This is a genomic window from Adlercreutzia aquisgranensis, from assembly GCF_943193145.1.
Lineage (GTDB): Bacteria > Actinomycetota > Coriobacteriia > Coriobacteriales > Eggerthellaceae > Xiamenia > Xiamenia aquisgranensis.
The window spans coordinates 37,130-50,636 of sequence record NZ_CALPDA010000007.1; the positions used below are offsets into that span (position 1 = coordinate 37,130).

Consider the following 13,507-nt stretch of genomic DNA (forward strand, 5'->3'; position numbering starts at 1 on the left):
CGCTCCGTTAGCTTAGTTGGTAGAGCAGGGGACTCTTAATCCCAAGGTCCGGCGTTCGAGTCGCCGACGGAGCACCACGAGAAGACAGCCCGACGGTTACCCGCCGGGCTTTTTCGTTGCATGTTGCAGCCATGCTCGGCTTGTGTTCTTTGCCGCCCATTCTTTATCGGTTTGGTCATGTTCCTTATATTGTTGACAGCTCAACAATATAAGGAGAAAGGCTGAAGATGGAAGATGTTCTAGAAGGGGAGTTCGACGTATCGCCGGCGAAATCCCAGGGCGGGCCGTGCGCGCGGCCAAGCCGAAGAAGACGCTGGGGCAGGTGAAGGGCATCCTGCGGGTGCACTGCCGCCTGCCGCTGCTCATGGCGGTGCCCACCACCGCCGGCACCGGCAGCGAAACCACGCTGGCTGCGGTCATCACCGACGTCGAAACGCGCCACAAGTACGCCATCAACGATTTCCCGCTCATCCCGCGCTACGCGGTGCTGGACCCGGACGTCACCTTGAGCCTGCCGCCGGCGCTTACCGCCTCCACGGGCATGGACGCGCTCACTCACGCGGTGGAGGCCTACGTAGGCCGCTCCACCACCAAGGACACTCGCGCCGACGCGCTCGAGGCCGTACGGCTCATCTTCGAGAACCTGGATACGGCCTATCGCGACGGATTGAACGAGCAGGCCAGGCGCAACATGCTGGTCGCGTCGTTCAAGGCCGGCTGCGCCTTCACGAAGTCCTATGTGGGATACGTCCATGCCGTGGCCCATTCCCTGGGCGGCGCCTACAACGTGCCCCACGGCTACGCCAACGCAGTCATCCTGCCGCTTATGCTGCGCCGCTACGGCAAGGCGGTCGAGAAGCCCCTGGCCGATCTTGCGCGGGCGGCGGGCGTGGCGACACAGCGCGTTGGCGACGGGTTCGCAGCCCGGGCCTTCGTCGACGCCATCGACGCTATGAAGCACCGTTTCGCCATAGGGGACACCTTCCCCGAGCTTCGCCGCGAGGACATCCCGAAGCTCGCGCGCATCGCGGCAGCGGAGGCGAACCCGCTCTACCCGGTGCCCGTGCTCATGAGTGCCGACGAGCTGGAGGCGATCTACGAGCAGCTGCTGGACCTCCGGGCGGCGTAAGGGTCGGAGCACCCGGTACGAACGGGAGGCGGCCCTCTTCGGAGAGCCGCTAGCCCTCTACTCGCTGCTGTCCGAGACTGCTTTGCGCGCGAACATCTCGGGCACCTTCTTGCCTCCCAGCACCACGAGCTCCTTCACCGCCTGCAGGATGAGCGCGCGCGGCTCGTCGTCCATGCGGATGGCGCTTGAGATGATCTCGGGCACGGCCTTCTGCCAGTTGTCCCGCATGCCGGCCATGGTGGTCTGGCCGGCAGATTCCACCAGGGCGTAGACCGAGTCGACCACCTGCTCGCGCTCCCGGGCGGAAAGCGACTGCACCCATTCGTTGAGCGTGAGGTCCAGGTACTTCGCCGCCGGGGTGAGCGAGCCTTCCGCCACGAAGGCGCCGTCTTCGACCACCCAGGAGTAGGGGTCATGCTGGAAAGCGCTGAAGGTGGAGCTGCGGACCACCTGGTAGTCCTCCTGATGCTCCAGCAGCATGCCCACGATGGACGACTGGGGCAGCGTCTTGCGCACCCGATTGCGCACGCGCTCGATCGAGCCGTCCTGGAAGACGGATTCGGGAAAGCCGGGTCCGTCGTGGGAGAACACGCGCTCGATCCGGGCGCGCACGGGCTCGTTGCAGGAGAAGGCGGCGTAGACGGCGAGGTTGCCGCCCTTGGAGTGGCCGCCCAGCATCAGACGCCCGCGCGCGTGCCCCGCGGCTTCCTCGAGGTAGCGGCAGGCCTCTTCCTGGGAGGGCACCGGGTAGCGGAAGGCCATGTTGAAGTCCTCCTTCCACCCCAGGATGGTGTTGTCGGTGCCGCGAAACGCCACGAATGCCTCCTCGTCGGAAAGCTGCAGGGTAAGCGCGCCGAACTGCTTCTCCTGGGCAGGGTCGCTGCGCACGCGGTAGCCCATGACGCGGATGTCGCGGAAGCGCGGGCTGGCGGCCAGGGCGGCTAGCAGCCGGGCGCTGGAATCCGGGTCCCACAGCATACCGTACATGTCGTCGAAGCAGTCGGCCCGGTAAAGCTCCACCAGGCGCATGCCCTCCCAGCTGTTGGTCCGAGCGAGGCGTTTCGGCAGGTGGAAGTAGGAGAGGACGGACAGCACCAGGCTGTCAACGTCGGAGAGAGGCTTCTGGCTAAACATGGCGAACTCGGTCTGCACGTAGTCCACGATGTTCGGGGCGCGTTTGCCCGTCTTGCGGGCGGACTGCTTGTCGGCAGAAGCGGCAGGGGCTGCCGGAAGCGCTGCGACGGGCGCCTGCGGGGGTTTTGCGGCGGCAGGCGTCTCGTATGCCTCGGTCTCGGTGCGCTTGCTCACGGCGGCTCCTGGCTGTAGCGGGTGTTCGAACTGCGAAGTCGCAGTTCGCGGACCGTTCGAGTATAGCAAAGCGCCTGCGAGGCGGAAGGCGCGGGTCGGTGCGTTGCGAAGGCGTTGACCCGGCAGCGGCTGCCAAGGTTGCGCTTGGCTGACGATACGGTGCCGGCGGACGGTGCGGGTCTATGATGGGCGCAGTCGAGGAAGCGGGCCCAATCCCTTGCGGCCCGCAGGAGAAAGGAGGGTGCAGCCATGGCCCAAAGCAAGCAGGAGTCGCGCAGGGAGCGCAGGGCGCACGAGTCCTTCGCCGAGCGCGACCCTCTGGCCGCCGAGCAGCCCGACGTGCTGGAGTCGTCGGCAAGCGATCCGGAATTCCCCGCCATGCAGGAGTTCGAGGTAGACAGCGGCGGCCCTGAGGGCAGCACGAGCAAGCATCCCGGGCTCATCTGGCTGTTGCTGGCCGCCGTGGCCGTGGCGGCGCTCATCTTCGGGATGATGGCTCTGGGCGACTGGATGACGCCGTCGGCCGCCGAGCGCCAGGCCCAGGTGCAGTTCGACGAGGAGACCATCCCCGAGGACATGGGCGCCAGCGAGAACCCCGAAGCGGAGAAGAGCCTGCCCTAGCAGGAAAGTGGTTTGCGGGAGCGCACCGGTTCTCGTCCGGCGGGCGTTGTCTTCCCGGCGGCCTTACTGGCGGTCGAAGTAGTCGCGGTCGGCGAGGTAGTAGGTGCGCAGGTGTCCGTCGGGGGACACCACGGCGAACTCCCCGGTGCGCTCCAGGAAGTAGGCGGTGTCGCCGTCTGCCTGGGTCTTGCTGAGGGCCTGCTCGTTCGCCACCAGGTCGTTCGCGGCTGCCAGGTACTCCTCGGCGGTGGAACATCCCACCTCGGCGCCGTGCTTCTCGAAGTGGTCCTGTAGCTTCGAGGCGCTGCGGAAGGCAAGCTGCGGCTGATTCTCGCCGCCTATGCTCGCGCTGGTGCCGCCTTGGTCGGGGCTGTCCGCCTGGGGGATGCCGGCGGTGCCGAATCCGATGCCCAGGCATAGGACGAGCGCGGCCAAGAGGCCGAGGACGCTGTTTCGGGTGCGGGGGCGAAGGTCGGTCATGGCGTCTCTCCCGGTTCACGGCGGGCGCTTCGTGAGCAAGGTCATCATAGCCCTTTCGGCGCGGGGCTGCCGGTTCGTTTCCTAGCGGTGGGAATGCGCCATGCGGCGGCCGTTAACCGAGATGCTGCACGACCGCATCGGCTACCAGGAAGAACGCGAGCGCGATGCCTGCCGACACGGTGGCTTTGAGGGCCATGTCGGCCCAAGGATGCTTGCGCGAGAAGTCGGTGGAGCGGCGCTCGATCTGCGAGCCGGTCCTGCCTTCCATGAACTCGCTGATCTCGCGGTAGGTGACCACGTTGTTGCGGCGCTTTATGCGCTCGACGGCGCAGGCGGCCCCCAGGCTTGCGGCGTAGAGCGGCACGAAGACGGCCACGGCGGCGATGTTGCCCATGCTCATGCGGCCGATGCCCGAGGGCTCCTGCCATGCAAGGGATAGGCCTAAGGCGAACAGCGCTCCCAGCGCGACGCCTCCCGCCATGACCCAGGCGTAGATGTTCATAGCCCGGGAGTCGGCGAGGGCGGAGGCTCGCATTTCGGCCATGTCTCCCTGCACGAGCTCTTCCACCGTGGTGTCCAGCGCCTCGCTCAGCAGGATGAGGCTCTGCACGTCGGGGTAGGTCTTGCCCGTCTCCCAGTTCGAGATGGTTTGCCGAGATGCGTAGATCGCCTCGGCCAGCTGGTCTTGCGAGAGCTGCTTCGCCGTCCGCTTCAGCCGTATCTGCTTGGAAACCTCCATCGGTCCTCCGGTGCTCGTCTCGTGCTGCGGCCGGGCGATCCGGGCCGCTCTTTCGGCGCAATCCTACCATCGCTTGGGGCCGGCGGTGGTCGCGGTGGCAGAAAAGTCGCTGCCGAAAGGTTTTGACACGGCGTTGATCTGGCATTCCGCTCGGCGTCTGTTGCGGGGGGCGGGAAGCGCGGCCGTTTCTGGCGGTTCGGTGGGCCTGTGCCGGGCGGCGCTGCGGAGGCTTGGTTGCCGAAGCGCAACGGAAGGGAAACGAACCTTGAACCTACGGCGGCGCCCTCGTGGCTATAATCGAGCTGAAGGCGGCAGGGCGGCGCATCGGCGCGCCCGGGTGATTCGTCGGGAGGTGGGAGCATGGACAGGGAGCGGCAGATCGTCAAGGGCAGCCTCATCGGCATCGCCGGCAACATGGTGCTGGTGGCCTTCAAGCTGGTGGTGGGCTTCGCATCCCATTCCATCGCCATCGTGCTCGACGGCGTCAACAACGCCACCGACGCGCTGTCGTCCATCGTCACCATCGTGGGCACGAAGCTCTCGCTGCGCCAGCCTGACCGCAAGCATCCCTTCGGCTACGGGCGCATCGAGTACCTGACCTCGGTGGTGATCGCGGTCGTCATCCTGGTGGCGGGCCTTGTGTCCCTGCGCGAATCGGTCGTGAAGATCGTCGACCCGGGCGAGCCCAGCTACTCCGCCGTCACCATCGCGGTCGTCGTGGTGGCCATTATCGGCAAGATCGCCCTGGGCATCTGCTTCAAGCGCTACGGCGAGAGGACGAACAGCGAGGCGCTCATCGCCTCGGGCATCGATTCGAACTACGACGCGGTGCTTTCGGCGGGCACGCTGGTGGTGGCCGTCGTGCAGAACGTTTGGGACGTCAACATCGACGGCATCGTGGGCGTGGTCATATCGCTGGTGGTGTGCAAGGCCGGCGTGGACGTGCTGCGCGACGCGCTCGGCCCTATCATCGGCTTGCCAGAGAGCAGCAAGCTGGTGGACCAGATAGGGGACTTCGCCCGCAGCTTTCCCCCTGTGCTCGGCGTCCACGACGTGGTGCTCGACGACTTCGGCCCCCGCGAGACGTTGGGGCTGCTTACCGTGGAGGTGCCCGACAATCTGACCGCGCGGCAGATCCACGGCATCACGCGCGCCATAGCCGAGGGTCTGAAGGAGAAGTTCGGCATCCTGGCGGCGGTGGCCATCTACGCGAAGAACACCACCGACGCCTTCGAGCCCATGCGCGCCCTGCTGCGCAAGACGGTGGCCGAGGACCCCTCCATCCTGTCGGCCCATGGGTTCTACGTCGACGAGCAGGAGAAGCGCTGCTACTTCGACCTGGTGGTCGATTTCAAGACCGACGAGCAGGCTGTTCGCAACCGGGTGGTGGGCGCCATGGCCAAGGCGTATCCGGGCTTCGACTTCAACGTGCAGCTGGAGCGCGACTACGAGCGGTAGATGCCATCATCCCCGTCCCCTTGACATGCGCCCTTGGCATGCGGCATGCCGGACATGCCAAGGGGACGGGGATGATGGCATGGGCTGTCGTGCTCCTGTGGCTTTCGGGCGAGGGCCTGTGTTTGCCGTCGGTTGCCCTATAATGGCTGCAGCGTACGTTCGCGGTTGCGCCTTTTTGGGCAGCCGCGTTTTCGTCGGAAGGGCCCCATGAACATCAACAACGCCATCCTTCACGTGCTGGACTTCGAGTCCTGCGCCAACGTGTTCGCGCAGACGCCGCTTTCCCTGGCGAACAAGACCGCCAAGCGCTACGTGACGTCCCAAGCGAAGCGGACGCTGTCGAACATGGACCGGCGTCGGGGAACCTTCGAGGAGGGGAGCAGCTTCGAGGCGCAGCTTCGGGCCTACCTGCGGGGTGAGCGCGACTTCGTGGGGCTGTCCACCGACATCGCGCAGTTTCTAGCCCGCGAGCTGGGGTCCATGGAGAAGACCCCGTCCACCGACGTGCTGGTCGTCGACTTCACGGGCGACGCGGTCTGCGAGGCGCTGCCGTGGGAGGACGAGCCGGAAGAGGTTGAGCCGCAGGATGCCGCAGACGGCGGGGCGTCGGATGTGCGCGAGGCGGCCGCCCGCGCGAGCGAGGGCGTCGGTCCTCGGTACTTTGCCGTCATCTTGCTGGAGAGCCATCCGGCCTACATGCACGAGGTGGGCTCGAACGATTTCGGCGACGTGGCCACCACCGTCGCCCGCCATCACGCCATCCTGCCGAACCCTTCCCAGAAGGTGGCGTCGTTTGCGCTGGTTGAGCTTGACGCCATGAGCGTCTGGTTCGTGGACAAGGTGCGCGAGATAGCGGGGGAGAAGCGGCTCCTTCTGCCCGACGGGCTGCTGCAGTGCACGTCCCAGGCGTCGAGCAAGGAGGTCATCCAGGCGGTGACCAGCGTGGTCGAGGAGGTGGCCGAGCAGTTCGGTGCGAACAGTGCCGTGGCCCTTTCGAAGGCGAAGGCCTACGTGGCCGAGAGCGCTTCCGACGACGAGGAGCTGGACGTGCGGGAGCTGGGCGAGCGCGTGTTCGCCGATCGCCCCCAGGTGCGCGAGAGCTTCGAGCGGGCCATCGAGGAGAAGGCAATGCCCGAGCAGGTGTCCGTGGAGCGCGAGGTGGCTCGCAAGGTGACCCGCAACCACAAGATCCGCACCGACACCGGCATCGAGGTGACGTTCCCGGCCGAGTACGGCGACAACTCCGACTTCATCGAGTTCTTCAGCACCCCCGACGGCCGCATAGAGATAGCCCTCAAGAACATCGGCGCCATCGAGAACCGCTAGGGCTTTCGCGCGGGAGAGTGGGCGTCGGGGCGCGTGCCTGTGCAGGCCGGAGCCTTCGAATTGCAACTTGTCTCCTATGCCCTTGTGCCTGCGGCGCGCTCCTTCCATACTGGTCGCAAGAAAGGAGCGTGGCCTATGAGGCTGAGCGTTAGGGAAGATCCCGCCCTGGACGACATCGAGGTGACCATCGCGTGCCCGCAGGTGGACCGCCGCGTGAGGCGCATCGTCGAGGCGGTCGAGATGGACGGCATGCGCCTTGCCTGCACGGTTGACGGGTACATGCGCATGGTCGATGTCGGTCATGTGCTCTACGCAGAGACGGTGGACGGGCGAACCTTTCTCTACCTTGAGCGCGACGTGGGCGAAACGGGGCTTTCGCTGGCGCAGCTCGAAGAGGGCTTGGCGGGTACGGAGTTCGTGCGCGCCTCGCGCCAGGTGCTTGTGAACCTGGCCCATGTGCGGGGAATTCGCCCGTACCTCAACGCACGGCTGGAGCTGCTGCTTTCCAACGGCGAGCGGCTTGTGGTCTCCAGGCAGTTCGCGCCTTCCGTCAAGACGCGCATCGGATTCTAGGAAAGGAACCGGCATGAACGGGTTCGTTAAGAAGATCGCTCTCTCCGCTTGCGTGATGTTCACCATCTGCATGGTTGCTGGCTGCGTTGCGGCCATGGCCTTTGTCGGGCCCCAATACGGGCTGGTGATGACGCTGACGCTGCTTGCGGCCTCGGTGGCGCTTTCGGCTCTGCGGGGTCTGTGGTTCACCGACGGGATTATCCGCAGGCTGGCCTATCCGGCGCGCATCCTTGGGTTCGGGCTGACGGCGTTTGCGGTGCTTTGCCTGTGCGCGTGGTTGGGCGGGTGGTTCCCGATGGACAACGTCTGGGCCTGGGCGAGCTTCGCCGCCATCTTCCTGGCGATCCTTGGGGTGATCTGCGTTATCTACCAGGTGTACTTCAAAGCCACGGTGGGCAGCTTCGACGCAGCGCTGCGCAAGTACCACGAGCGCATGGGCCGCTAGAGGTCAGGCAAGGGGCGGCAAGGGTGACAAAGGGTCACGTCTTTTATGCCGGCTCCTGCTCGGACCCGAGGTCCGTCGGTTCGGGGGCGGGGTCTGGCTCGGCTTCCGTTGCTGGGACGAGGTCGTAGGGCATCTTGCGGGCGACCAGGTAGAAGAGGGCAAGCGGCAGCGCGGTGTAACGCAGGAAGGCCATCAGCGCGAAGAGAACCGCGGCGCGGGCGACGTAGAAGGTGGCGCGGCAGCTGCCCGCTCGCGCCGTCGATTCGCAGGACATCCGGTAGAACATGCCGGCCGGGGTGCATCCGTCGTGCCTCCAGGGAACGACAACCTCCACGACGGCGAAGGCGATGACGAAGCAGACGGTGGATATGGCGAAGTTGAGCTGGTGGAGGAGGGGGTCGTCGGGGGCGAACCCGTCCCCCAGCGCCACCTTCATGCCCGTGGCGATGACGATGCGCGGAGCCACTGAGCAGACGTCGATGATCACGAAGTCCGTCAGCAGCGCCACGAACCGCCTTGCGAAACCGGGATTGCGGGTGACGGGCGGCAGCTCGGTGTCCTCGCGGCCCACAAGCCTTACGGCCAGCTGCCCCAGTCCCCAGCCGACGACGCCGCCCAGCGTGTTGCAGATGAGGTCGTCCACCTCGAAAGTTCGGTAGGCGAAGGGGTAAATGCCGAAAAGGCCTGTGAGCTGCGCTGTCTCGATAAGAAGCGTGACGGCGGCGGAAAGCGCAAGCGATGCGGGGAACCCAAGCCGCAGCAACGTTTTAGCGATGAACCCCAGCGGCACAAACAGCACCACGTTGAGCAGCAGCTGGGAGATGGCGTAGGCTCCGTCGCGTTGGATATCGCCGATGAAGTTCAGCGGGTCGAGGATCGGCGGGATGCCGTAGGTGATGCCCGGGCCCGAATCGCCGGTGGGGAGCGGGTACAGCGTGAAGCAGACAAGCCCGGCGGCGTAGAGCACGCTCGCGTAGACGGCGAAGATGGTGGAAAGCGGCAGCCATCCGTCGCGACGGTAGAGGATAACCAGGACGGGCAGGCAGCACAGCAGCGAGAACAGCGGCCACACCAGCACGGCCGCGCTGAAGCTGCCGCTGAAAGAGCCGATGTATCCGTCGATCAAAGCCTGCATAGGTCACAGGATACCACAAGGTGCCATCTGGTGTGGCCCTTTGGCACTCTGCGAGGCAATCGCGCAGCTGAAAGCCGCTCGCTAGCTGCTGCCAATCTGCGGCGGCCTTACCAGGCGATAGGCAGGAACGTGAGGAGCGGCGCGACCAGGATCGCCGGCAGCATGTTCGCCACGCGAATCTTCTGCCCCCATACCAGGTTCACGCCGACGCAGAAGATGAGGATGCCGCCGACCAGCGACAGCGACGCGAGCGCCTGATCGGTCACAAGCGGGCTGATGAACACGGACAGCGCCGTGATGGACCCCTGGAACAGCCCGACGGGGATGGCGGAGAACGCGCATCCCTTGCCGAGCGAACAGGTCATGGCCAAGATGATTACGAAGTCGAGGACCGCTTTCGTCGCGAGGATGGAGTAATCGCCCGTCAGGCCGTCCTCGACCGACCCGACGACGGCCATGGCACCGATGCATACCGTGACCGACGCCGCGACGAACGCCTGGACGAAGGAGCGGTCGCCTTCGTTTCCCGTCTTACGTTTCAGCCATTCGCCGAATCGCCTCACCAGTCCGTCGATGTCCACGGCCTCGCCGATGAAGGTGCCGACGACGATGCTGATGACGATGAACAGCGACATGCCCGAGGCAAGCGACCCGTCGGTTACGGTTAGCATCCCCGAGAGGGCGCCCGCGATGCCGATGAACATCACGCAGACGCCGCAGGCCTTCTCGAGCCCGTCTTGCATGCGCTCGCCCACGAGCCGTCCGCCGACCATGCCCAGAAGCCCGGCCGCGACGATTGCGACGACGTTGATAAGGGTTCCTATGCCTGGCACCGAATGATCCCTTCTCTACATGAGCCGTTTTCTTGGTGATTTCGCAATTATAGAAGAGAACCGGCGGCTTCGCGGAGTGCCGCAGCAAAAAACGGACGCAAGTCAGGGCATGTCAGGGGGACGGGGATGATGGCAGACGCATGTCAGGGGGACGGGGATGATGGCATATTGTCTAGCTGAGGGTTGCTGCGACCTTGGCCGGAAGCGCGTCTTCCGGAACCTCCGACCATCCGACAACCCCGCGAATCGGCTGAAGATCCAGCCTCAGGAAGGCATTTTGCCGCAACTCTCTATAGGTGCCGAACTCTATCTCAGCTCTATCGCCCTTCGCGTTGATCGCCTCAAGTTTGTACAGGTACGGCTCGCTTGATCCAAAATTGATGACTCCGCCGTCCGGTTCGTTCTTGGAAACATGAGCATTATCAATCTTGACATAGTAGTCTCCGGCCAAGAGTAGATTCGCCGTCGAAGCGGCGAAAAGAAGAGCCGCCGTCAATCCAATGACGGCAATTGCCGCAATCGTTATCGCTTTCCTTTTGCTCATGGGGTGTTCCTCTCGGTTGCTTTTGGCTATGAGACGATGATGCCGCTCGGACGCTGCGGCAGCCATCGATTTGCCTTACCGCTTGCTAACGGTCTTGAAAGGTAGGGCGATATGTCTTTCAGGGAGTAGCCGTTAGGGCGCCGAGAACGACAAGCGGACTTGCGATTTGCAGAAGACCATGCCATCATCCCCGTCCCGCTGACATGGGACGACGGCGGCTCAGCAGCCTTGGGAGGCGGCGGACATCTCGAAAGGTTATTTCTAGAGCGCCAGGAAGAACACAGAGAACCGTCCCCTGTGCTGCGCCCTGTGCTAGCTCAGAGGTTGCTCCAAATGTTGCGCAATGGATTTCGCAAAACATTTGGGATAATCGAGCGAGGTGATCACCGCATTGAAAGGAAGCAAGATGAAATCAAAGCTGCTCAAAGCTGGAATACTTGCGGCAATAGTTGCGCTAGCGTTTTGTATGGCGGGATGTTCGCAAGAGCCAATAGTGGGGAATTGGGAGCGTGAGGACGGCGCAGAAAAAATGCAAGTCAGCGAAGACGGCACTCTTATCGCAATTGATAATGAAGTGACAACGTGGACATGGAAGAAATCTGAGCTAACGCCCTTCGTCACAATAAATGGGTCGCGTTGGGATGTTTATTATGTTGTAAACCCCGACGGAACGCCCCAGGAAGCATGCCTCTTGGTGAACGGAAACCGCTTGGCAGTGCTCAGTATTAACGATGTCAACAATATATACGACTTAAGCGATAGCCATGCGATTGAAAGCGATATGGAGGTACTGGCGCTGGGATTCATGAATCGAGCATAGGTGTTATTCCAGAAAAGGGAGACTGTGGCCGGAGAGAAAACTATGACAAGGTTGTCAACGCCCGTGAATACGTAGTCCCTATGTAGGGGAAGATGCTCCGCTTAGCGCTGGTGATTTGGGTGTAGTGGGTGGATTTCTCAAGGAACCCCCTGCTTAACTGCTCTTCGAGAAACGAGGTCACTACTTCTTTGACTGTTGGGTCTTTCCGTGGCCCATCGGACGCGTTGCCGCGCCACGCTTCGTCTGAGCCCCCCAGCCGCGAAGCTCCTTCACGGCATCGCGCTTCTTCTTCGCCATTGCGGTCTTCGACACCTGGCGACGCTTACCTTGAGCATCGTAGTAGTACATATAGCCTATGCGCTGCCCCCCGACATGCCACGCGTCGGAATTATGCCATCATCCCCGTCCCCCTGACACACGTCGGGGGAGTGGTTCTGCTCGAGATGGCGCCGAAGCATGCGTAGCCGTCCGTCAAATCCGGCACGTCATCACCTGCAAGCCTCTCGGAACGATCCACGCGGAGTAAATCAACGATTGTGAGCAAAAGCGTCATTTCCGCCATGACAAGAAGGCTCTTCTTCAAGCCCCAAGACTTAGATGATCTGCAATCTAGCCAGTCTCTCGCCCTGAATCGTCTCCCATGCAATCTGCGTGACTGCCTCCGACAGCAGCCTATCGTGCGTTACCAATAGCAACGCGCCAGGAAAGTCGATTAGCGACTCTTGCAACGCTTCGATGGAGCCCAAATCGAGATGATTCGTCGGTTCGTCGAGCACAAGAAAATGAGGGTTCATGACAAGCTGCTCGGCGAGCATGAGCTTGCGGAGCTCGCCTGGGCTCAGGTCATCACCATCGAGCAGCTTGTCGGGATCGGAGTTCAACCTCGCTACAATGGAGAGGATGCGCCCTTTCATCCCCTGATCCTGATCTCGGAGATGCTTCAAGGCCCGCTCTCGTTCCTCGGGCCCGACACTCTGGGGAATGAACGCTGTCTTCACGGTTTCGGGAGCAGACTCAACGACGCTCTTCACGACGAGGCTCTTTCCTGTTCCGTTCGCGCCGGTCAGCACCACGTGCTCCGTTGGCGCGATCCAAATCTCCGGCACGTCGATCGAGAACTCGCCAGCAGATAGTCGCGCCGCCTCCAGGTGCGCCACGTAGCTTGAACGAGCGACGTCTCCGAACTCGCCGATGCGATGATCGTATCGCTTTGCGACGGCCCTTCTCGAAAGCTCGTCCTCGGCCTTAGCGAGTCGTGCGCTCATATTGGACGAGAGCTTCCCCGCAACGCCATCCTTTCCAGAAACTATGGCGCGTCCGATTCTCTCGCGAGCGTCGCTGTCCCCTTTGCTCAAACCGTGCTTGCTGCGCTTTCCCTTCTGACGCGCCGCCTCTTCGCTCCGACGCTGGGCTTCCGCCTTCAGGCGCTTCGCTTCATGAGCAGCCTTTTCGCGTTCCTTGATCGCAGAGGCACGTTCACTCGCTGCCTGATCGCACGCCTTTGAGTACCCACCGGGTCGCATAGTCCAACGCGTGCCCTCGCACATCAGGCTCTGGCCCACGAGACCGTCCAGCAGATCTCTGTCGTGCGAAATGAGGATGCCGATGCCGTCGAACGAGGCCAGCGCCTCCTTTACGATGTCACGCGTAGCGCCATCGAGGTCGTTCGTCGGCTCGTCCATGACGAGGACGTCGGGACGCGCATAGAGAGCGCATGCAATCTGAATCCGCTTCTGCTGACCGCCCGAGAGCGTGTCATAGCGCCAGAACCAGTCGTCCTCGATGCGAAGTAGCGTTCTTGCCCGTTGCGCCTCTTTACCCCAATCCGATGCGAGACCGAAGAGGTTCTCCGGCTCCTGGGTTGAGTCCTGCTGACAATACGACGAGAACAGGGTTGGGTTCACCGTTCCGGAATCCGGCACAACGATGCGGGCGGCAATATGCGCGAGCGTGCTCTTCCCGCATCCGTTGTCACCGATGATGCCCGTCCATCCCGACGGGAACGTGGCGCTGACGCCATCGATGGTGGGCGATACCGCCCCGGGGTAGGTATAGTTGATGCGAGTGAGATTCAGTTGCATGGCGAGCTCCTTCGA

14 protein-coding genes and 1 tRNA gene are annotated in these 13,507 nt (G+C 63.3%); 8 read left to right on the forward strand and 7 right to left on the reverse strand.

Annotated features, from left to right (window positions below):
• Nucleotide 1 precedes the first annotated feature (1 nt).
• A tRNA-Lys gene (locus NFR41_RS05375) sits at nt 2–77 on the forward strand.
• Between the two features lie 209 nt (nt 78–286).
• A complete protein-coding gene (locus NFR41_RS05380) occupies nt 287–1,129 on the forward strand; it encodes an iron-containing alcohol dehydrogenase (RefSeq protein WP_251231005.1) in 843 nt (280 codons plus the stop codon).
• 57 nt (nt 1,130–1,186) lie between these two features.
• Here NFR41_RS05380 and NFR41_RS05385 read toward each other — a convergent pair whose 3' ends face one another.
• Entirely contained in the window at nt 1,187–2,437 is a 1,251-nt protein-coding gene (locus tag NFR41_RS05385; RefSeq protein ID WP_251231006.1) for an Mbeg1-like protein, read from the reverse strand.
• 249 nt (nt 2,438–2,686) lie between these two features.
• On the opposite strand from NFR41_RS05385, the gene NFR41_RS05390 reads away from it, so the two are divergent.
• The gene (locus NFR41_RS05390; RefSeq protein WP_251231007.1) at nt 2,687–3,058 is read left to right on the forward strand and encodes a hypothetical protein; all 372 of its coding nucleotides are present in this window, start codon (nt 2,687–2,689) and stop codon (nt 3,056–3,058) included.
• 63 nt (nt 3,059–3,121) lie between these two features.
• Here NFR41_RS05390 and NFR41_RS05395 read toward each other — a convergent pair whose 3' ends face one another.
• Nucleotides 3,122–3,538 (reverse strand): hypothetical protein, encoded by a 417-nt coding sequence (locus NFR41_RS05395; protein ID WP_160214126.1) that lies wholly within the window; start codon nt 3,536–3,538, stop codon nt 3,122–3,124.
• A 112-nt stretch (nt 3,539–3,650) separates the two neighbouring features.
• A complete protein-coding gene (locus NFR41_RS05400; RefSeq protein ID WP_160214125.1) occupies nt 3,651–4,277 on the reverse strand; it encodes a helix-turn-helix domain-containing protein in 627 nt (208 codons plus the stop codon).
• A 360-nt stretch (nt 4,278–4,637) separates the two neighbouring features.
• Here NFR41_RS05400 and NFR41_RS05405 point away from each other — a divergent pair, with 360 nt between their 5' ends.
• The 4 genes from NFR41_RS05405 to NFR41_RS05420 all read left to right on the forward strand — a co-directional run bounded on the left by NFR41_RS05405 (nt 4,638) and on the right by NFR41_RS05420 (nt 8,079).
• Nucleotides 4,638–5,735: a cation diffusion facilitator family transporter gene (locus tag NFR41_RS05405; RefSeq protein ID WP_251231008.1), complete on the forward strand. Its 1,098-nt coding sequence runs from the start codon at nt 4,638–4,640 to the stop codon at nt 5,733–5,735.
• Nucleotides 5,736–5,942: 207 nt separating this feature from the next.
• A complete protein-coding gene (locus NFR41_RS05410; RefSeq protein WP_160214123.1) occupies nt 5,943–7,061 on the forward strand; it encodes a nucleoid-associated protein in 1,119 nt (372 codons plus the stop codon).
• 135 nt (nt 7,062–7,196) lie between these two features.
• Nucleotides 7,197–7,634: a LytTR family DNA-binding domain-containing protein gene (locus NFR41_RS05415; protein WP_251231009.1), complete on the forward strand. Its 438-nt coding sequence runs from the start codon at nt 7,197–7,199 to the stop codon at nt 7,632–7,634.
• 13 nt (nt 7,635–7,647) lie between these two features.
• On the forward strand, nt 7,648–8,079 hold the full coding sequence (locus NFR41_RS05420) for a hypothetical protein (protein WP_160214121.1): 432 nt from the start codon (nt 7,648–7,650) through the stop codon (nt 8,077–8,079).
• 43 nt (nt 8,080–8,122) lie between these two features.
• On the opposite strand, the gene NFR41_RS05425 is transcribed toward NFR41_RS05420, so the two are convergent.
• The 3 genes from NFR41_RS05425 to NFR41_RS05435 all read right to left on the reverse strand — a co-directional run bounded on the left by NFR41_RS05425 (nt 8,123) and on the right by NFR41_RS05435 (nt 10,591).
• Nucleotides 8,123–9,214, reverse strand: a complete 1,092-nt coding sequence (locus tag NFR41_RS05425) for a VanZ family protein (RefSeq protein WP_251231010.1) — start codon at nt 9,212–9,214, stop codon at nt 8,123–8,125.
• A gap of 107 nt (nt 9,215–9,321) precedes the next feature.
• Nucleotides 9,322–10,047, reverse strand: a complete 726-nt coding sequence (locus NFR41_RS05430; RefSeq protein WP_251231011.1) for a DUF554 domain-containing protein — start codon at nt 10,045–10,047, stop codon at nt 9,322–9,324.
• A gap of 172 nt (nt 10,048–10,219) precedes the next feature.
• Nucleotides 10,220–10,591, reverse strand: coding sequence for a YxeA family protein (locus NFR41_RS05435; protein WP_160214119.1), 372 nt, complete (start codon nt 10,589–10,591; stop codon nt 10,220–10,222).
• A gap of 406 nt (nt 10,592–10,997) precedes the next feature.
• Between NFR41_RS05435 and NFR41_RS05440 the strand changes: the two genes are divergently transcribed.
• The gene (locus tag NFR41_RS05440; RefSeq protein ID WP_251231012.1) at nt 10,998–11,411 is read left to right on the forward strand and encodes a hypothetical protein; all 414 of its coding nucleotides are present in this window, start codon (nt 10,998–11,000) and stop codon (nt 11,409–11,411) included.
• A gap of 593 nt (nt 11,412–12,004) precedes the next feature.
• Here the strand turns inward: NFR41_RS05440 and NFR41_RS05445 are convergent.
• A complete protein-coding gene (locus NFR41_RS05445) occupies nt 12,005–13,492 on the reverse strand; it encodes an ATP-binding cassette domain-containing protein (RefSeq protein ID WP_251231013.1) in 1,488 nt (495 codons plus the stop codon).
• Nucleotides 13,493–13,507 lie beyond the last annotated feature (15 nt).